This window comes from Flavobacterium davisii (assembly GCF_042182265.1).
GTDB classification, from domain to species: domain Bacteria; phylum Bacteroidota; class Bacteroidia; order Flavobacteriales; family Flavobacteriaceae; genus Flavobacterium; species Flavobacterium davisii.
The window spans coordinates 663,562-683,272 of sequence record NZ_CP097869.1; the positions used below are offsets into that span (position 1 = coordinate 663,562).

Genomic DNA, 19,711 nt, shown 5'->3' on the forward strand with positions numbered 1-19,711 from the left:
AATTAATTTCTACCTTTTTCATTAGGATAGAGTGTATGAATCGGTTCGCTTTGCCAAAATTGATTGCTCTCAATATTTAAAACCGTAATACAACCGTTAAAAGCGGCTCCTGTATCTAAATTCCAAACATTGGCTTTTTTTAACGGGACTGTAGCACCTACATTTGTAACAGGAGTATGTCCTATAAAAATTTCTTTATATGCTTTTAAGCGTTTTGGAAAAAGCGGACTTTCAGGACTTATAGCAGGATCTAAACACAATGCCATTTCCCATAATGTCCTATCCCAATAGAGCAATCTAGGATAATATTCATACGCTACCCCTTTTAAATTAGTAAATCCTGCATGTACAAAAAGCTTATTATCTTCTACATGATATTCTTTTAAATTAGATAAAAAATGAATGTGTTTATCTTTAACCTCTCTACTTATATTTTGATAGGCTTCAATAGTGGTCTTACCTCCACTGGCATGCCACATCGTATTTTCATTCTTATTTTGTAACCAATCTAAGAGCAATTCATCATGATTGCCTTTTATATATATACAATTATAATTTTTTTTTAAGTCTATTAAAAAATCTAAAACCTGAGGACTTTCGCTCCAACCATCTACATAATCACCTAAAAATATCAGTGTATCACCTGGTTTTAAAGGAGTTATTGCCATTACTTGTAATAATCCTTTATAAGCCCCATGAATATCTCCTATACTATAAATCGCCATAATTGTTAAAAAAATTAACAAAATATACGGAAAAACCGTAATTTATTCAAAAAAAAAACATCTAATTTCACACCCTAAGTAATCAACTTAAAATCAGCTAATTATGAAAAAAATTTATTTATTTTCAGGTATGTTTTTATTATTTATTTCTCCTATAACTTGTACTGAAAATGGAGATGGTTCTTATTCTATAGATCCTACTGCTAGAATGACTGATGAACAGAGCGCTATCCTAAATCAATCTAATTACTCATTAGAGAACGATGCTGACGGAGAACCAATTATTAGACCTAAGAAACCAGAATAAGATTATACCAAACTTATTCAAAAAACACTAAACAACCACAAAAGTTCATTTTAATTAATTTATCGCAATTTAGTAATATATTATCATTAAAAATAACAAATCAAAAGCTTTGCCATTATTTAAAGAATATATCAACAAAGTTTTTCTTAAATTTGGTAAAAAAAACTTGAATAGACGTTTATTACTAATTTCTCTTATGTTCTTTCTCTTTTCTTGCAAAAAGGAGGTAGAAATAGGTCATGATTTAAACATTGAAGATTCTTCAGCTAATACCAATAGTCCTATTTCTTTACAAGAAGACAAGAAAAGAGATGCTATTATAATTGAAAATGAGCTACAAAAAAATACACATAATACTTCCAGCCTAAGAAAAAGTTACTTTAAACTGGCTGGAAGGTATTATAATCTAGAAGATTCCGAAAACTACCTCCGTATTTCAAGAATAGCTTTTAAGCTTGCAAAAGAAGCTCAAGATCCTGTAGACATTGCAAAGGGTTATCATTATATTGGTGATTATTTTTATTCTAAATACAAAAATGATAGTGCTTACTACTACTATACTAAATCTGAAAAAAATTATGACTTATTTAAAAAAACCAAAGAATTAACTCGTGTAAAGTTTTCTAAAGCAGAAATTTTATTATATGAAAAAGATATTTCAGGTGCAGAAGTTGAATTTATAAAGGTTTTAAAAATTGCAAAAGAAATTAACGATACGAGATTAATATATGATTGTTACTTAAATCTTGGAAATGTACTGGTAGGCTTAAATAGCCCTGATGAAGCTATTGCATATTATAATAAAGCGTTATCTACCATCAATTTATTAACAAAAGATCCTCAATATGAAACTCTAAAAGCACAAGTATATATATATTTAGGAAAAGCCTATTCTAAAAAGAAAGCTTATCATGAGGCAATTGTTCAATATGATGAAGGATTGTTATTTTCAAATCCGGAAAAAATTGGGTCTTATACATACTCATCCCTTATTAGTAATAAAGCTTATGCCGAAATGCAGTTGGATAATTTAGAAATAGCAGAAGAAAAGCTTTATGAATCATTAAAAATCCGAAAAAAAGACAACAATATCCCTGGAATTGTACTTTCAAATATTTATTTAGGAGAGCTTTATTTGTATAAAAAAGATGTTCCAAAGGCTATTTCTTTTCTTAGAAATGCAAAAAAAATTGCTTCTGAAAACAAAATTCTTGAAGATGAATTAAGAGCACTAAGACTTCTTTCTAAAATTGATAAAAAAAATCAGTATGACTTATACGAAGAATATATTAATTTAAGCGATAGCATACAAACGGTTGAATTTAACAAACGTAATAGTTTTGCTCGAATTGAATATGAAACGGATGAAATACTAACAGAGAAACAAATTATTCAAGAAGAAAAGGAGCAAATTTCTTCTCAAAGATGGCTCATATTATTTGGTAGTTCTGGCATGATTATTTTATTAATCTTGTTGTATAACAACAAAAGTCAAAGTAGTAAAAATAAACAACTTCAATTTGAAAGGGAACAGCAAGAAAGTAATGAGCAAATTTATAAACTAATGCTCCAACAACAGCATTTAATAAATGATACCAGACAACAAGAAAAAAAGAGAATATCGCAAGAGCTACATGATGGGGTTATGAGTAAATTAACGAGTACTCGTTTAAATTTGTTCATATTATCAAAAAGACAAGATCAGGAAACTATTGAAAAATGTTTAAAGCATATTGAAAACATTCAAAATATAGAAAAGGAATTACGTAATATCTCACATGATTTAAATCAAGAAACTTTCTTAGAAAAGGAAAGTTTTAAATTAATTATTCAAAATTTATTTGAAGATTATTGCAATGCAATTAATATAGAATATATATTAGAAATAGACACCAATATTGTTTGGGAAGCCATTGAAACTTCTGTAAAAATTGACATTTATAGAATTTTACAAGAATGTCTTCAAAACACGTATAAATACTCTCATGCAACATTGGTGATTTTATCAATAAAAAAAGTACTTGATAGATTAATTATAGATATAGAAGATAATGGGGTGGGTTTTGATATAAATAAAGTAAAGGAAGGAATAGGAATTAAGAATATTAATTCAAGAGCTAAATCAATGAATGGGGAGGTTAAATTTTATTCAACTATAAACAAGGGTACTCATATTAATCTATCATTGCCATACTAACAAAATTAACACTTAAAATAACATGGACATTAGAATACTTATTGTGGATGATCATCCTTCTATGATTGAAGGATATAAAGTAATTCTTTCATATAACGATTTTGGATACAACATCGATACTACGGCTGCTTATAATTGTGAAAGTGCTTTAAAGATAATAGAATCAAATGCTCATTTTGACGTTGCTTTTCTAGATCATAACTTACCTGCATACAAAGAAGGTCATATAGAAAACGGAATTGATCTAGCTAAAATAATTAGAAAAAAAAGACCTAATACAAAAATAATCTTTCTTACGTCTCACTCTGAATCTATTATTTTATTGGATATGATAAAACGCGTAAATCCAGATGGAATACTCGTAAAAAGTGATTTCACAGCTGATGAATTATTAATAGCTTTTGATAAAATAATAAAAGGAGAAAATTATAGAAGCGTTACAGTGGATCATAATGTAAAGGAATTATTATCCAATAAAGCATATTTAGATGAAACAAATCGTCAAATTATATCTTTACTTTCAAAGGGTATCAAAACAAAAAATATTCCGAACTATCTAAATCTTTCTATGAGTTCTATTGAAAAAAGGAAAGCAAATATAAAAAAGTTTCTAGATATTGAAATAGGGAGTGATGAAGATATAGTAAGAGCAGCAAGAAAAGCAGGAGTTATTTAACCTCCTGCTTATTTAATTGTTCATTAAATTTGATTAACAAACTTTTTATCTTATCATTAATTTCATGAAAATCTAATCGTTCTTTGGTTTGATACATGAGCATCATGATGTATTTTTTTTCCGAAATCACTCCTTTCAATTCGTGTTTGTTTAAACGATATATTTCTCTTAGTACTCGTTTATAATAATTTCGATCTACAGCCTTTTTAAAGTATTTTTTAGAAACGGATACCCCTATTTGTATGTTTGTACGCGTATTTTTTAATTCCGCTACTTCAGCAAAAACTAAACGCAAAGGGTATTTTGAAACGGATTTTCCATTTGTAAACAAATAGTCTATCAGTGTTCTACTTTTTAATTTTTCATAATTAGGATAATTCTGCTTCATTGGAACAAAGATAAAAAGTATATTAAAAAGTCCATAATTTATAATAAAAAAGACCGCTTAAAAGCGGTCTTTTTATAAAAACTAACACATGTTATTTAATAACAATTTTTTTGCGTATTTTATTTTTGGCATCAGTAGTTACTTCTAACAAATAAGTACCTGGTTTTAAACCTGATGAATTAATTTTATTAATTTTTTCTTTAGATTCTATAACTTTTTTTCCAATTAAGTCATATAATACTACTTCGCCTTCTTTACTTAAGGATATCATTTCTCCTTCAGTTACTGGATTTGGATATACAGCCATTATTTCATTTTCAAAACTATCATTAGAAAGAGTTCTTTCTATATTTATTTCATAGTAAGTTTTTGACAATGTATTTTCTGCCACCACACAAACAATAACTGATTGTCCTTCATAGCTTAATGCAACTGTTTTATTGTTTAATTGTTTTACTCCATCTACAAAAACAGTGGCTTTTGGAGACGTTTCAAAAGTTGCAATTAAATTCGATAGATTTACATTTCCTGCTCTTCCGACTACATTTACTCCGTTAATAGCAGTTTCTAAGTTTTGACCTAAATCATTGTTATCTGTAGTTAGAAACTTGTAGCTAATTAATTTTGATTCTGTATTTAAACCTTTATTAATTTTTATCCTGTAGTTTTCAGATAATTCAGCGTTTAATCCTGTTCCTTGAATTGTTAGTACAAACTCTGTCGCAACGTTATTTTCAGTTACTCCTGAAACTTGTACAACATTATTTATCAATGCGTTAGAAAACATGTTAGTCGTAAAATCAAAAACTGCTTTAGTTAAATCAAATGTATCAGATACATGGAAAGTAAAGGACTTATCTGCTTCGTTGTAAACATTTTTTAATTGTCCCACTAAATTAAAATTGCGTAATAATTTAGGTGTCTCAAAAAAGTTTGTTCCTGTATTAATAGCTATAGCGGTATTATCTAAAGCTGATTTATCATAAGTAAAAACTTCTTCTGTTTCGGCTATTGGAAGATAGCACAATAAGCCTGCTTCATTTCCTACAAACTTAGTGTTTTGATTATTTATAATATCTGCTGCTGATCTTTCAGTATTCCAAACTCTGACTTCGTCAATGTTACCATTAAATCCTCTTGTTAGAGCTAAATTATTACCGATCAGTAAAGGAGAGGTATTATTAGCTTTTGGTGCTCCAACTGTTCCAGAAACTAATCTGGCAGGAACCTCCACTCCGTTGATATATACCTTATACTGATTGGTTTTACTTGCTGTTACTGCAATATGCATCCATTCATTTAACTTAATCGTATTTGTTTCAGTATTTAAAGCAAATGATCCAGAATCTTTTGTTACGCTTATAATTAAACTATTTTCTTTATAAAGTGAATGTCCTGCATTGTTATTGATAAATGCGACAATACTTCCTTTATCAAAGAACCTACCAAAACTAGGAGCTGGTGTTTTTTGATTAATCCAAGTTTCGAAAGTAAATCCATTCCCTAATTCAAACAACGGATTTGTTTTAGTAATTAACACATCATCATTACCATCAAAATTAGCTACTTTGTTTGGTATATTTTGTGCTACGTGCTTAATTGTTAAGACTTTCTTATCATTACTAATATTTTGATCACCTACTAATTGAGTATAGGCTTCTATTGTATATTCTTGAATAGCTCTTAAATCAGCTTCTGTTGTGAATGAAACAATAGCTTCACTAGCAGGATTAACATCTGCTGTTATTGTTTGTTTAACTTCTGCACCGTTATTTATTTTATAAGCAATATCAAAGTTTTTTAAAGCAACGGATGAATTATTTCTTAATTTAACGGTTACAACGCTTGTATTATTAAGTCTTGGACGTAAATCAAGAATTTCAACTAGTTCAACGTCTGCTGTTGGAAGTTCTTGGACATTTAAGGTGTATTCTTCAATTTCAAAATCATTTCTTGAAGTTGTTAACCCGTCTTTTGTTGGTCCTAACACTACATTAAAAGATTCTGCTTTATCTCTAAACATGTGTATAAAACGAACGGCATGATTTCCTGTTGGCACATCAGAAGGAATAGCAACTCCTACTGTATTTTTTTCAACATTTTTAAAATAGTGGGTAGTTCTTGTAGATGCCAAACTAGCTTCGTTTGCTTCTGTATTTACCCAATATTTACCTGCATAATATTCATCACTAAAATTACCATCATTATTTAGATCTATAACCATAATGGTAAATACGCCTGTACTTAACGTTAATGATCTAGTTAAAGGTAAATCTGCTTTAGAAATAGTCACATTAGGATAATAAGCCTTTGTTTTGAATACAGGAATAGATAAATTTTTAAAATCTGAATATCCTGTTACTCCACTTGCATTAGAGAAAGTACTCCAATTTAGGTTCGTAATTGCATATCCGTCTGTATTAACGTTTTGTGGTAAACTATATCTATTGTATACTTTTTTCTCTTTCTTATTATTAGTTAAATTAGTATCCACTTCATTGATACCTGCATTAATTACATAAGCAAATTTTTCATCAGGATTAGTGCTTAAATCTACCGGAGTAGTAAACGTATATTCTTTTTCTTCGAAACCGTTAATAGAGGCTATAACTTCTTCAACTTTTGGTCCTCCATTAATCTGATAAAATACAGGTAAATTGTTTCTAGTATCAGATGAATAGTTTTTAACTGCAATTGTTATGGTGGTGTTTGCTGATTTTTTACCTAGTATTTCGGGTTTTATAATAGATGTAATTCCAGCATCTACAAAAGGTACATAATCAACACAGGTAATATTAGCTACCCAACCACTTTCTGCTACTGCATCATCAGGTACAAATTCAAATGTTAATTCTCCATTAGTAGCGGAAGAAGTTATAGAAGCAGGTATCGTATTTCCTGTATAAGATGCAATTAATGGTGATTTTTCATCTGGTCCATTGTATATTTTTAGAAAATCATAACGATCTTCTAAATTAAAACTTGTAAAATCTACTTTAATTTTTTTACCAGCAATAGCGGGTTTAAAAGTAGCTTTTTTTGCAGCTGCTGGGACTGGTATACTTTTATAGTCATCAAAACGTCCTCCATCGTCTGTAAAACTTATATCACACCCAGTATGTACAAGTTTAGAAGAGCTGATTGCTATATCTGAACCATTATTAGTACGGTTAAAACTATAGGTGTTATTTGCTGGATTAGTATCACCAACCATGTTAGCTTTTACTACTATAGCATATTTTCCTAATGCACTCATATTTTGAGTTGTTGTAAAATCATAGCTAAAACGTCCCATAGGGGCAATAGGTCCTGCTATAACTTCATTAATAGGTGCTCCTCCATTTATTGTATAAGATACTGGTATATTCGAAATTTCATTAGCACTATAATTAAGCAAACTAACAGAAACCTTTACAGCTGTTGAAGTACTTGAAAGTGTTGAAATACTAGTATTAGCAAAACTAATTCCTAGATCATCTGTTGCTTCATAAAGCATTATATTGTCTAAACTAAGTGTACTTGTTTTTTTAGATGTAGTATTAACATCACTATCATCCATAGCTGTTTCAAAAACAAGGTTTATCTTACCACCAGCATAAGCACTTAGATCATAAATAGGCGATCCTGAACCTGCCATTCCTGTAATAAATTTATATCCTTGATCACTTACTAATTCTGTTCCATTAACAAGAACTCTTAAGAAAATTTTATTTGAGGAGAAATTAGGATTTTCATAACGCACATCATATTTTAAGCGTATTTTTTTTCCTGCAAGAGCCGTAGCATCAAATTCACAAAATGTAGCTTTTTTGATATACGTTGGATTGTCTTTAAAAGCATTTGTAGTTGATGTATCACCAAATCCTAATACAGAAGACGCAACCCATGGTGTTGCTCCTGCTACTCCATTACTTGAAAATACAATTCCATTTCTACCTTTTGGCGTTGCATAAGTAATATCCGCTTTACCTGTTGGATTACTTGTTAAGGTAATATTGGAAGGACTTAATGTTTCGAAATCTTCTTTATATGGTAAACTAACAGCTGTTAATTCTTTTGAGTTTAAAGGATTTAATATTATTGCAATTGCTCTTTCAGAAACAGCATTAGTTGTTAAACTGATTGCTCTTACTGTATAAACATCTTTATTTGTAGTATTTATAGCATATTCATTTGTAGGCGTTTCTGCTATAACTTCAAAATCTTCGCCATTAGCACTTAATTTTAAAATTTCATATTTCGCATTAGGAATGACATCCCAAGTCAATTTAAAATCTGTAGTACCACAATTTGTTACTGTTTCTGATTTAAAATTTTCTGGCCTAGGCATTAACGTAAATACTTGTTTAGAAGATACTACTTTTCCTCCGCTTAAAATTCTTATTTTGAAATTAGTTCCAACTTCATTGGGTACTGTCCAAAGATAAGTTCTCGCTTCCGTAGGCAATTCAGCTATTTGTTTATAGTTATTCCCACCATCATTTGAATATTCTAAAACAAAAGGTTTTGCCTCTCCTACATAATCCCAACGAATAAATTCTTTTGTTCCTGGGATTAATTTTTCATTTCCGATAGGATATGTTAATTTAAATTCTGGTTTTATATAATCATACGCTACTGAAAATTCTTGTGAATCTAGTGGAATATTTTTACCATTGATTATGATAGTATAATCCCCTGGTTCAGGATTATCAATTGTAACCTGCTCTATATTATTTAAATCATCAATTCCTTTAGTTGCTGGATTATTAGGCATAGAAGGATTTAACACCCAAGGTAAATAAATTTGCCCATTACGTAATACTTTTAGGTCTAAATTATTAACCAAAATAGAATTTGTACCTGGTACACCTGGCAAGTCAGTATAACATAACATAACTTTTAATTGCTTTGTACCTGTTGGAACAGTAATCACTTTTTGATTATCTACTCCATTTGCAATAGATGCTGTATAAAATCTATTTTCATCAATTGCTTGGACTGCACGTAATCCATTTATTTTACCATATCCATATTTATAATCTGGTCCGACATTCCCTAACTCATCGGCTGTGTTACACACAATGGCTTTCATTAAAGATCCTAAAGGTCTTTGTCCGAACTTATTTTTGTAACGTTCATACAATAATGCTACAGTACCGGTAACTCCTGGGGTTGCCATAGAAGTACCACTCATTACTTCGTATGAATTATTATAACTCATAGAATACACATCTGAACCTATACCTGAAATTTGAGGAACTAAACGCCCATCTGCTGTAGGACCAAAACTACTATAATTACTTATACTTTCATTAGGATCATTTGCTGCCACGTGTAGCGCATTTTTAGAATTTTTAGTAGAAGTATAAAACCCTCCAGCAGCAAGATTTGCTGATTGTGCATTTCCATTTGAATACATGGTTAACAAATAATTTTTTCTAACCATTACCTCATCATCTCCTCTATCAGAAACATCATATCTAGTGGTACTGTATCCTTTATCAAGATTAACACCGTAAGAATTTTGCGTCAATTCAATTCCATCATTATTAGCGGATAACAATCGTTCTTCATAGACTTTTAATCCATTCGATTGAACGTTAAAATTCCAAGCGTATACGGTCGCTTTAGGAGCCATTCCTTTTGCAAGAGGATCTATGATTCCCGCTCCTGCCATAGTTCCAAAAACGTGACTACCATGTGTACTTGCCGACTCATATTCTCTGGTAAAGAGTCTATTGGTTGCATCTTTATGGGGCTCAACATTACCATCCCAAATACCAATTTTCACACCATTACCTGTTAATCCGTATCCTAACCCGTTTAAATTAGATGATAATACATTTACCTTATGAGAGGTTCTTCCTGGATTATTTTCTAAAACTGCTGGTGCTGGAGCTAATTCAACATTTTGAATAATTCCTAATTCTACTAATTCTAAAATTTTTTGTTTTGATAGCTTACAAAAAACTTGATTAAAATCTTCATTTATTCTGAAATTTTTCAACCCTATATTACGAAAATCTTCATCTAAACGTTTTTTAGTACCATCTTTATGATACGTAATTACTAAATCTAGTAATTCTCCTTCCTTAGCATAAGTAGGAATATCATTTTCAACAATTTCCGATGCGATTTTGTGTTCTGGTTTGAGCACAAAAATTGTTTTAATATCAGAATTGTTAACATTCTTCTCATAAAAACCAGGTGTTAATCTAGCATAGTAAGCGTTATCCGAAAAATAGCTTAATAAATTAATTCCTTTTTGAGATAAACTTTTTTGCTCATTTTTACTCAAAGGTTTTTTAAATTGTACGATCAAAACGGGATCTTCTGTACTTTTTTTTCTTGCAGAAATCATTTTTTCTTTTGAATAAGCTGACTTTAATTTCCTGAAATCATCAGTCGAATTTATTCTATTACCGTTGATAGTTATAAAATTTCCATCTTGGGCAAAACTAAAAAATGAAAATGCAAAGAAACTAAAGCTTAGTAATTTTCTTCTCATTTTATTATTTTTTTCGCAAATCTACCAAAAAATAATAAAATAAAAAATTACAAGATAAAAAACAAATAAATTACATAAAAATAAACCAAAAAGAATAAAAAAAAAGCAATCCAAAATTAGATTGCTTTTTTTCCTTTTTATTAGACTATTCCTATATTATTTTACTCAACCTTATAGGTTTTTCCATCAGCAACACTTTCTATAAACCTAGCTAATGATTCTTTTGTATGTATGGTTTTATCATATTCAATTGTAGCCAATTTTGTGTTAAAATCAACTTTAGCTTTCTGAATACCGTCTAATTCGTTTAATTTATTTTCAATAGTCTTAGCACATCCAATAGCACAAGTCATTCCTTTTATTTTTAATGTTGTTTTTTCTATTTTGGCTAATTCTTTTTGAACATTTGATTCCGAATTTGAATATGTTGCTTTGTTTTCTTCTTTACAGCCAATAAGGATAACTGTAGTAGCTATCATACAAAATAGTTTATTCATAATTTCTATTTTTAAATTATCTGTAACAAAAATATACATATTTGATAGTGTAATTAAAAATTTTAGTAGATTTTTGGCTTTTAAATTTTTCATTATGCTGAACAAAAACAACAAATGGCTTCTTTTATTTTTACTATCTTTAATTTGGGGTAGTTCGTTTATTTTAATAAAAAGAGGACTGGTTGGGCTGAATCCTTTTCAATTAGGTGCTTTACGTCTTGTTTTTGCTTTTATTTTTTTAATATTTATTGGTTTCAAATCTCTTTTAAAGATTCCTTCTTACAAATGGAAATACGTAGCCTTAACTTCTTTATTTGGAAATGGTTTACCCGTATTTCTTTTTGCATACGCACAAACTGGAATGAACAGTGGCGTAAGTGGTGTACTTAATTCTTTAACTCCTCTTTACACTTTATTAATAGGTGTTTTGGCTTTTGGCTTAAGTTTTGTGAGAAATCAGATTACAGGGATATTATGGGGACTTATGGGGTGCTTATTTTTAGTGTATTTTGGAAAAGAAACCAATGGTGAAACTCATTATTTTCATGCTTTATTAGTTGTTATTGCTACTATTTGTTATGCTTTGAATGTAAATTTAATCAAGAAGTATTTACCTGATGTCAGTCCTCTCAGTATTTCTACAGGGAATTTTACGATCATGTTAATTCCTGCTCTTTTCATTTTATTCTATAATGGGTATGGAGAAATTATCACACAACCTGAAACTATAAAATCAACTCTTTTCATATTATTGTTAGGTATGATAGGAACGGGTATTGCCAATATCTTATATTATCAACTCATACAAATATCTTCTCCTTTATTTGCTTCATCAGTTACATATTTTATTCCTATTGTAGCGTTAAGTTGGGGAATATTAGATGGTGAAAATATCAATTTCATGCAACTGATTAGTGCTGGAATTATACTAAGTGGGGTATACTTGGCTAATAAAAAATAAAAGGTATTCTAAATTAAACCCAGATTCCGCATTAGACCCGAGCGTAGCGAATAGACGAAGTAAATCTATTCCACTTTATTTTTCTTCAAATTCAAGCACGTACTCAAATTTTAATCATCAAAATAGTTCACTATTTCTTCTTCTAAAATTTTCCGTGAGCACTTGAATTTATTGAAAAATTTTGTTTCACAACGAAGTCTAATGCGGAATCTGGGATTATTTTTTATTGGATTGCTTTTACAACAGCTTTTTCGGCTTCTTTTCTGGATCCATCAAATCCATCAATACCTGAAACTGTGGTATATTTTAAGACGTATTTTTTACCAGGATTTAACTTGTTATAAACACTCTGACACATGAGGGTTGCCTCATGAAAACCACACAGTATTAATTTTAGTTTACCTGGATATATATTTACATCTCCTATAGCATAAATACCCTCTATATTGGTTTGATAGTCTAATGCGTTATTTACTTTTATTGCATTTTTTTCAATTTCAAGGCCCCAATTAGCAATCGGCCCTAATTTAGGCGTTAATCCAAAAAGAGGGATAAAGTAATCACAAATTACATTCATTCTAGCTGTACCTACTTGAATGTCTACAGACTCGATTCGTTCAGAGCCTTTAAAGCCACAAACTTCTGCTTCTGTAATCAATTTTATTTTTCCTTTTTGTTTTAGTTCTTGTACTTTTTCAACTGAATCTAAAGCCCCTCTAAATTCGTTACGACGGTGTACTAATGTTACTTCTGATGCTACATTTGATAGGAAGATAGTCCAATCAAGAGCGGAATCTCCTCCTCCAGAAATTACAATTTTTTTATTGCGGAATTTTTCAGGATCTTTTACAAAATATTCAATTCCTCTGTCTTCTTGCTCGTAAAATTCTAAATCTTTTAAGGCTGGTTTTCTTGGTTCAAAAATCCCTAGTCCTCCTGCAATAGCTACTGCTTTAGCATGATGCTCTGTTCCTTTATTAGTGGTTACTATAAAGGTTCCGTCTTCTAATTTTTGGATTTTTTCAGCTACTTCATTTAAGGTAAAACTAGGTTGAAATTGCTTGATTTGTTCCATCAGGTTATCTACTAAATCACCCGCGTTTACAGAGGGAAAACCAGGAATATCAAAAATAGGTTTTTTGGGATATAGTTCGGTAAGTTGTCCTCCTGGTTGAGGCAAACCATCTATTAAATGGCATTTTAACTTTAGCAATCCTGCTTCAAAAACGGTAAAAAGTCCTGTGGGGCCTGCACCTATAATAAGTATATCTGTTTCTATCATTTCTTTTAAATTTTAAAACGAAAATTAAGACTTTAAAGTTCTATCAAATATCTGATGTAACTCATGATATTTATCAATAAAAAGGTCTTTATTTATGGTTCTTTTTATTGATTAACGTTAATGACACTTTCAATTTGTGGAGCATATTTTTTTATTGTTGTTTCTACTCCTGCTTTTAGTGTACTGATGCTTAAATTACAATTTGTACAAGCTCCTTCTAATCGAACTTTAACTAATTTTTCGTCTTCAATGCTAATTAGCGTTATATCTCCTCCATCTGATTTAAGAAAAGGACGTATTTCATCTAAAGCTTTTATAACGTTTTGTTCTAATTCTTTATTTGTCATCTTTTTTCAATTGTTTTGTATGGTTTAAGACCATAAAATTGGTTTACTGTGACTATTTTTTAGTGGCTGAACATCCAGCCATTGTTGTTATTTTAATAGCTTCTGTAGGAGGAAGGTCTTCGTTTCTCTTAACTGTTTCTGCTACTACATTTCGGGCAATTTCTTCAAATATTTTTTCTAAAGGGGAAGCTGTTTGTAAAGCTACTGGTCTACCATAGTCACCTGCTTCTCGAATGCTTTGTACAATTGGTACTTCTCCAAGAAACGGTACTTGTAAATCCTCGGCTAGATTTTTAGCTCCTTCTTTTCCAAAAATATAATATTTATTGTTTGGTAATTCTTCTGGTGTAAAGTATGCCATATTTTCAATAATTCCTAGTACGGGTACATGAATGCTTTCTGATAAAAACATGGATACTCCTTTTTTAGCATCTGCTAATGCAACGGCTTGTGGAGTACTTACCACTACGGCTCCTGTAATTGGTAAGGATTGCATGATTGATAGATGAATATCTCCTGTTCCAGGAGGTAAATCTATTAGTAAAAAGTCTAACTCTCCCCAAGCTGCATCAAAAATCATTTGGTTTAATGCTTTTGCTGCCATGGGACCTCTCCAGATTACGGCTTGACTAGGTGCTGTAAAAAATCCAATAGAGAGTAATTTTATTTCATAGCTTTCTATTGGTTTCATTTTAGATTTTCCTTCTATTTCTACTGATATTGGTTTTTCATTTTCAACATCAAACATGATAGGCATAGATGGTCCGTATACATCGGCATCTAAAACCCCCACTTTAAAGCCCATTTTACCTAAAGTAACAGCTAAATTTGCTGTTACTGTTGACTTACCGACTCCTCCTTTACCTGAAGCAACGGCAATAATATTGGATATTCCAGGAATGGTTTTTCCTTTTATTTCATTTTTTTCTGGCACTTCTACTTTAACATTTACTTTTACTGTAATTTCAGGGGAAAATGTTTGATGAATTAACCTACGAATATCGTCTTCTGTTCTTTTTTTTATGTGCATGGCGGGAGTTGCTAAAGTAACGTCTACAATAACTTCGTCTCCAAAAGTTAATACATTTGTAACAGCACCACTTTCAACCATATTTTTTCCTTCACCTGCGATGGATATACTTTCTAATGCTTTTAATATTTCTTTTCTATCTAGTTTCATTTTAATAACTATTAACAGTCTACTAAGTACTTTATCTTTATTTAAACTGATTTTAGATTGCAAAGATAATGAGAAGTTTAGGAGTTTAAAACTTTAGAGGTTTAAAAGTTTTTATGTTGTAATAAATGAAAACAATAAACTTGTAATTTTGAATAATTTTGGTGTTTATTATGACTTTATTGAGGGTTCCCAAAAATGTTTTTTAAAGTCTATAATTTGATTATTCATTACTTTTATTCCCTCATTTTCTAATAATTGTTGCATTAAACTAGATCCTTCAAAATGATGTTTGCCTGTTAACACTCCGTTTCTATTGACTACTCGATGCGCTGGAACATCATTCATATCATGGCAAGCATTCATTGCCCAACCTACCATTCTAGCGGATCTGGCAGTACCAAGAGCTCTTGCTATAGCGCCATATGATGTTACTTTTCCATAAGGAATTTGTCTTACTATTTCGTAAACTCGTTCAAAAAAATTTTGATCAAATGTTTTGGCTACTACCATTTGTATAATGTAAAAAGAGCTATTATTCCAGTAACTGTGGCTATAATAAAATTAACATTTTTTATAAAAAATGAAATTTTATTTTCCCATTTTTTAAAAAGGAAGGCGTATAAAACATACACTAAAGCACTTCCTAATGTAACACCTGAAACATAGGCTATACCTACAAGAGGGGTAAAAAAATCAGGAATAAATGCAGAAAAGTACAGACTTAAAAATGCGTAATAAGGGATAGGAAAAACATTTAATATGGATAATGTAATTCCTTGATAAAAAGGAGAAAATTTACTTTTTGTATCGCTTGTTTCTAATTTACTTGCTTGAATTACGTTTTGTATTCCTTTTCCTAGAAAAAATATAGTAAGTGCAATAAATATAATTATTCCTACTAATTTTAAGTTTTTTGTTAACTTTGGATGGTCTTGAAAAAAGGTAGCAAAATAAAATCCTAAAAAGCTTTGTACTACTACTATAATAGACACGCCTAATATAAATTCTTTAGCCCTTTTTATAGATTTTTTAATACTAATAGCAGCTACACGCATATTAAGCATGCCAGGTGGTAAAACTCCCATACTTGAAAAAAAAGTGGCTAAAAAAAAGGCTAAAAGAATAGACATTTTATATTATTTAGTTTAGTTGAACTCGTTCAGGATAAAATCTATTGATTTTCTGATCGAAAATAATGATTAGGTATTTTATTTTTCTTTTAAATAAGTTTCTTATAAATCAAAAGGATATTTTTTTATAAATTAAAATAGTTTTATTGATTTGTTTAAACATGTCGCTGCTTCAAGAAGTTTCAATTTTTCGATACTGTTAATTCCAAAATCTAGACAAATTTTAGTTTCAAAAACTAATCATTTTATAAAATGGTTACGGGCAATAGTTTATTCTATTTGATCAAATTCACTGATTCCAACATGGTTGTCAACTAATATCATTTTAGGTCTACCCATAATAAGACCTAAATTAATACTACATTTAACAAAATATTCTTTTCCTTTTTCGATATTGATTTTTATTTCTTCTTTCGTTTCTAAAGCTGCATAAAAGCTTTGGTCTCCAAAATTTTCGGTTTTATAAACAAATTTTTGTCCATTTCTTAATCTACCAATTATAGAATCATTTGCGTTTTTGATACTGTAACCTAATAATGCTCCTACTCCAAGACTTGGTCTATAAAAATGAATCAGGGCGTAATCACTATTTTCTGGTAGTCTGGATTTATTCTTCTTCTCTTCTATTCCTTTTATTTTTGCGAGAAATTCCGAATCAAAATTTCTATATATCTTGGCTTTAATTCTATAACAACTACTTACTAAAACATTTGGTTTTTTTACTTCAATTAATTGTATCATATTTCCGCCTGCATTTTTGGCTGCATTTTTGGCATCTGTAATGACTTTGTCATATCCACAGTCAGTGGTAAATCCAGTATCCCCAATTTTGACATCTCCAATAAATTCTGAATTATTTGGTAAAATATCTTCTCCTTTTAACACTATTACTTGACTATTGTCATTTAATTTTTGATAGCTTTTATTTGTTAATTTGGTAGAAATACTGGTTGAACAGCTTGATATTATAAAAACAGTTAGTAAAAATAATACCTTTTTCATTTTCTTCATTTTTAATTGTTTTTTAGGTTAATTTTCTTTCAGCATCTCTTGAATTGAAATTTTAAATTAACACTAATGATTGTTTTTGTTGAGATTTCAAAATTACGTGATCTATACTTAATAAGAGATCAGAATTTTGTAGTAATTCTTCTAAAAAAATTATTCAAAAAAGGGCAATCGACTGCCTTTATTTCAGAAAAATCGTTTTATCTCTTACTTATTATTTAATTCTAAAACGGATATAGGTAATTACTTTATTAATTTCTAAATATTGTTGTTCGTAAAAGGTTTGTATTTCTAAAACTTCACTTGGAGCGCCTTCATTTTTGTATACGTTGTGATTAGCATATAGTACTTCGTGTCCTTCGCCATGTAGTAATCCTAAAGTATATCCGTGCATAAATTCACTATCTGTTTTTAGATTTACAATTCCTTCTGGTTTTAAAATTCTCTTATACATTTTCAAGAACTCACTATTGGTCATGCGGTGCTTTGTTCGCTTGTATTTAATTTGAGGATCAGGAAATGTAATCCAAATTTCATCTATCTCGTGTGCATCAAAAATATCTTCTATTAACTCTATTTGAGTACGAACAAAGGCTGTATTATTCATATCGTTTTCTACAGCGGTTTTAGCACCTCTCCAAAAACGGGCTCCTTTTACGTCTATTCCTATATAATTTATATTGGGATTTCTTGATGCTAAACCTATTGTATACTCGCCTTTACCACATCCTAATTCTACAATAATAGGATTATCATTTTTGAAAAATGTTGAACGCCATTTTCCTTTGTAAGGAAAAGCCCCATTAACTACCTCATCACGAGTAGGTTGAATTACATTATCAAAAGTTTCGTTTTCTTTAAAACGTTTTAATTTATTTTTACTTCCCACAATTTCTTAAAGTTTTGACAAAATTAAATAAATATGTCGTATAATAAAGTGTTTTATTGTTACCTTAATTTTATAAATATAACATTTGAAAACAAGTAAAAACATATTGGTTGCTCCTCTTAATTGGGGCTTAGGTCATGCTACACGCTGTATCCCTATCATAAAGGCTCTTTTAACACAAGGCATGAATCCTATTATAGCCTCTGATGGAGAAGCTCTTGAATTATTAAAATTTGAATTTCCTTCTTTGACTTTTATTACACTTCCTTCTTATAAAATAAAATATCCAAAAAAGGGTAAATATTTTAAATGGAAATTGTTCCTATTTAGTCATAAAATTTTAAGAGCCTATTTTTTGGAACGAATGGCTACAAAAAAAATTATTAAGGCCTATAATATACAAGGTATTATTTCGGATAATCGGCTGGGTATTTATTCAAAAAAGAAACCGAGTATTTTTATTACTCATCAACTAAATGTTTTAACAGGTAATACTACATGGATTACATCTTGGTTGCATCAACAAGTGATTAAACAATATGATGCTTGCTGGGTTCCTGATTTTTCGGGAAATCAAAACTTAACAGGTCTTTTAGGTCATCTTAAAAAGCCTTTGCCAAATGTTTTGTATTTGGGTCCTATCAGTCGTTTTAAAAAACAACTATTAAATATTCGGTATGATCTTATGGTTATATTATCAGGACCGGAACCACAAAGAAGTTTGTTGGAAGAAAAATTAATTAGAGAACTACAGAACTATAATGGTTCTATTTTATTTATAAAAGGAAAAGTTGATAAACAACAAAAAATTAATACAGAAGGTATTTTTACTTTTTATAATTTTATGAATACGCAACAACTAGAAGTAGCTTTTAACAGTAGTCAATACATTATTTGCCGTTCTGGTTATACAACTGTTATGGATTTAGCCTATCTAGGTAAAAAAGCTTTTTTTATTCCTACTCCTGGTCAATACGAACAGGAATATTTAGCACATAAACTAAGTCTTGAACAAATAATTCCATATTGCGTACAAGATGAATTTAGCCTTCAAAAACTAGAAAAAATAGTTGATTTTAAGGGTTTTATTCAATTTAATAATAAAATTAACTGGGAAAAATACTTTGAAATATTTGATTTAGAAGACAAATAGTGATTCTTGAACAGACTCTATTTGTCTTCTTTTAAGGTAAGATATTGACACATAATAGGTAAAATATATTTATCTATTTTTTTAAACAATTATCATTTTTTAAAGCTAATTAATTGATTATCATTATAATTTACTTGAGCAATAGTTCCGTTCTCTTTAAAAATCCAAGTACCTACTTTTTTCCCTAATTCGTATTGTCCTATAGCGGACTCATTTCCTTCTCTAGTATAGGAAATCCATTTTCCGTGAACTTTACCCTCTTTATAAAAACCTTCTTGTCTTATTTTACCATTGTCATAATAATAAGTGGTTTTTATTAAATCATTTTGAATCTCATATTTAGGTTCTATTAACTGAGCAAAACTGATTACTGTAAATAAGAAAGTAACAATTAATACAAGGTTTTTCATAATTTAAAGTTTTAAAGGTTTTACAAATAGTCTTTATCAAAATTAAAAAAAACTTATATATTTAACAATTA

General features: G+C 29.7%; 17 protein-coding genes. 5 read left to right on the forward strand and 12 right to left on the reverse strand.

Going from position 1 to position 19,711, the window contains the following annotated elements; translation table 11 throughout:
• Positions 1 to 2: 2 nt before the first annotated feature.
• Positions 3 to 725, reverse strand: a complete 723-nt coding sequence (locus NAB20_RS02715; protein ID WP_105195584.1) for a metallophosphoesterase family protein — start codon at positions 723 to 725, stop codon at positions 3 to 5.
• 103 nt (positions 726 to 828) lie between these two features.
• Between NAB20_RS02715 and NAB20_RS02720 the strand changes: the two genes are divergently transcribed.
• From NAB20_RS02720 to NAB20_RS02730, 3 genes are all read left to right on the forward strand, one after another.
• Positions 829 to 1,032 carry a hypothetical protein gene (locus tag NAB20_RS02720; protein WP_375605456.1) on the forward strand — a complete coding sequence of 68 codons (204 nt, stop codon included), beginning with the start codon at positions 829 to 831 and terminating at the stop codon, positions 1,030 to 1,032.
• A 109-nt stretch (positions 1,033 to 1,141) separates the two neighbouring features.
• On the forward strand, positions 1,142 to 3,229 hold the full coding sequence (locus NAB20_RS02725; protein ID WP_375605457.1) for an ATP-binding protein: 2,088 nt from the start codon (positions 1,142 to 1,144) through the stop codon (positions 3,227 to 3,229).
• Between the two features lie 22 nt (positions 3,230 to 3,251).
• Complete coding sequence (locus NAB20_RS02730) at positions 3,252 to 3,905, forward strand: response regulator (protein ID WP_088391236.1); 654 nt, start codon at positions 3,252 to 3,254, stop codon at positions 3,903 to 3,905.
• Here the strand turns inward: NAB20_RS02730 and rnpA are convergent.
• From rnpA to NAB20_RS02745, 3 genes are all read right to left on the reverse strand, one after another.
• Positions 3,898 to 4,293, reverse strand: coding sequence for a ribonuclease P protein component (rnpA, locus tag NAB20_RS02735; protein ID WP_105195581.1), 396 nt, complete (start codon positions 4,291 to 4,293; stop codon positions 3,898 to 3,900). The genes NAB20_RS02730 and rnpA overlap by 8 nt on opposite strands.
• 91 nt (positions 4,294 to 4,384) lie before the next feature.
• Positions 4,385 to 10,783, reverse strand: a complete 6,399-nt coding sequence (locus NAB20_RS02740) for a S8 family serine peptidase (RefSeq protein ID WP_375605458.1) — start codon at positions 10,781 to 10,783, stop codon at positions 4,385 to 4,387.
• Between the two features lie 161 nt (positions 10,784 to 10,944).
• Positions 10,945 to 11,280, reverse strand: coding sequence for a heavy-metal-associated domain-containing protein (locus NAB20_RS02745; protein ID WP_088391244.1), 336 nt, complete (start codon positions 11,278 to 11,280; stop codon positions 10,945 to 10,947).
• A gap of 94 nt (positions 11,281 to 11,374) precedes the next feature.
• Here NAB20_RS02745 and NAB20_RS02750 point away from each other — a divergent pair, with 94 nt between their 5' ends.
• A complete protein-coding gene (locus NAB20_RS02750; RefSeq protein WP_375605459.1) occupies positions 11,375 to 12,241 on the forward strand; it encodes a DMT family transporter in 867 nt (288 codons plus the stop codon).
• 223 nt (positions 12,242 to 12,464) lie between these two features.
• Here NAB20_RS02750 and NAB20_RS02755 read toward each other — a convergent pair whose 3' ends face one another.
• The 7 genes from NAB20_RS02755 to trmB all read right to left on the reverse strand — a co-directional run bounded on the left by NAB20_RS02755 (position 12,465) and on the right by trmB (position 18,077).
• Positions 12,465 to 13,523 (reverse strand): NAD(P)/FAD-dependent oxidoreductase, encoded by a 1,059-nt coding sequence (locus NAB20_RS02755; protein ID WP_375605460.1) that lies wholly within the window; start codon positions 13,521 to 13,523, stop codon positions 12,465 to 12,467.
• Positions 13,524 to 13,627: 104 nt separating this feature from the next.
• A complete protein-coding gene (locus tag NAB20_RS02760; RefSeq protein ID WP_088392588.1) occupies positions 13,628 to 13,870 on the reverse strand; it encodes a NifU family protein in 243 nt (80 codons plus the stop codon).
• A gap of 52 nt (positions 13,871 to 13,922) precedes the next feature.
• The gene (locus NAB20_RS02765; protein WP_105195577.1) at positions 13,923 to 15,050 is read right to left on the reverse strand and encodes an Mrp/NBP35 family ATP-binding protein; all 1,128 of its coding nucleotides are present in this window, start codon (positions 15,048 to 15,050) and stop codon (positions 13,923 to 13,925) included.
• A gap of 168 nt (positions 15,051 to 15,218) precedes the next feature.
• Positions 15,219 to 15,560 (reverse strand): MGMT family protein, encoded by a 342-nt coding sequence (locus tag NAB20_RS02770; RefSeq protein WP_088392592.1) that lies wholly within the window; start codon positions 15,558 to 15,560, stop codon positions 15,219 to 15,221.
• Positions 15,554 to 16,180 (reverse strand): LysE family transporter, encoded by a 627-nt coding sequence (locus NAB20_RS02775; protein WP_088392594.1) that lies wholly within the window; start codon positions 16,178 to 16,180, stop codon positions 15,554 to 15,556. Before NAB20_RS02775 ends, NAB20_RS02770 begins: the two co-directional genes overlap by 7 nt.
• A 270-nt stretch (positions 16,181 to 16,450) precedes the next feature.
• A complete protein-coding gene (locus NAB20_RS02780) occupies positions 16,451 to 17,182 on the reverse strand; it encodes a hypothetical protein (RefSeq protein ID WP_375605461.1) in 732 nt (243 codons plus the stop codon).
• Positions 17,183 to 17,402: 220 nt separating this feature from the next.
• On the reverse strand, positions 17,403 to 18,077 hold the full coding sequence (gene trmB, locus NAB20_RS02785; RefSeq protein ID WP_375605462.1) for a tRNA (guanosine(46)-N7)-methyltransferase TrmB: 675 nt from the start codon (positions 18,075 to 18,077) through the stop codon (positions 17,403 to 17,405).
• Between the two features lie 85 nt (positions 18,078 to 18,162).
• Here trmB and NAB20_RS02790 point away from each other — a divergent pair, with 85 nt between their 5' ends.
• Complete coding sequence (locus NAB20_RS02790) at positions 18,163 to 19,230, forward strand: glycosyltransferase (RefSeq protein WP_127823319.1); 1,068 nt, start codon at positions 18,163 to 18,165, stop codon at positions 19,228 to 19,230.
• Positions 19,231 to 19,322: 92 nt separating this feature from the next.
• Here the strand turns inward: NAB20_RS02790 and NAB20_RS02795 are convergent, their stop codons facing one another.
• Positions 19,323 to 19,640 (reverse strand): toxin-antitoxin system YwqK family antitoxin, encoded by a 318-nt coding sequence (locus NAB20_RS02795; RefSeq protein WP_375605463.1) that lies wholly within the window; start codon positions 19,638 to 19,640, stop codon positions 19,323 to 19,325.
• Positions 19,641 to 19,711 lie beyond the last annotated feature (71 nt).

What these genes read in the sequence shown, in the direction of transcription:
- NAB20_RS02750 (WP_375605459.1), top strand. Translation starts at nt 11,375, where the DNA reads ATGCTGAACAAAAACAACAAATGGCTTCTTTTATTTTTACTATCTTTA.
- NAB20_RS02730 (WP_088391236.1), top strand. Translation starts at nt 3,252, where the DNA reads ATGGACATTAGAATACTTATTGTGGATGATCATCCTTCTATGATTGAA.
- NAB20_RS02765 (WP_105195577.1), bottom strand. Translation starts at nt 15,050, where the DNA reads ATGAAACTAGATAGAAAAGAAATATTAAAAGCATTAGAAAGTATATCC.
- NAB20_RS02720 (WP_375605456.1), top strand. Translation starts at nt 829, where the DNA reads ATGAAAAAAATTTATTTATTTTCAGGTATGTTTTTATTATTTATTTCT.
- NAB20_RS02755 (WP_375605460.1), bottom strand. Translation starts at nt 13,523, where the DNA reads ATGATAGAAACAGATATACTTATTATAGGTGCAGGCCCCACAGGACTT.
- NAB20_RS02740 (WP_375605458.1), bottom strand. Translation starts at nt 10,783, where the DNA reads ATGAGAAGAAAATTACTAAGCTTTAGTTTCTTTGCATTTTCATTTTTT.
- NAB20_RS02795 (WP_375605463.1), bottom strand. Translation starts at nt 19,640, where the DNA reads ATGAAAAACCTTGTATTAATTGTTACTTTCTTATTTACAGTAATCAGT.
- NAB20_RS02770 (WP_088392592.1), bottom strand. Translation starts at nt 15,560, where the DNA reads ATGGTAGTAGCCAAAACATTTGATCAAAATTTTTTTGAACGAGTTTAC.
- NAB20_RS02775 (WP_088392594.1), bottom strand. Translation starts at nt 16,180, where the DNA reads ATGTCTATTCTTTTAGCCTTTTTTTTAGCCACTTTTTTTTCAAGTATG.
- rnpA (WP_105195581.1), bottom strand. Translation starts at nt 4,293, where the DNA reads ATGAAGCAGAATTATCCTAATTATGAAAAATTAAAAAGTAGAACACTG.
- NAB20_RS02745 (WP_088391244.1), bottom strand. Translation starts at nt 11,280, where the DNA reads ATGAATAAACTATTTTGTATGATAGCTACTACAGTTATCCTTATTGGC.
- NAB20_RS02780 (WP_375605461.1), bottom strand. Translation starts at nt 17,182, where the DNA reads ATGAAAAAGGTATTATTTTTACTAACTGTTTTTATAATATCAAGCTGT.
- NAB20_RS02760 (WP_088392588.1), bottom strand. Translation starts at nt 13,870, where the DNA reads ATGACAAATAAAGAATTAGAACAAAACGTTATAAAAGCTTTAGATGAA.
- NAB20_RS02715 (WP_105195584.1), bottom strand. Translation starts at nt 725, where the DNA reads ATGGCGATTTATAGTATAGGAGATATTCATGGGGCTTATAAAGGATTA.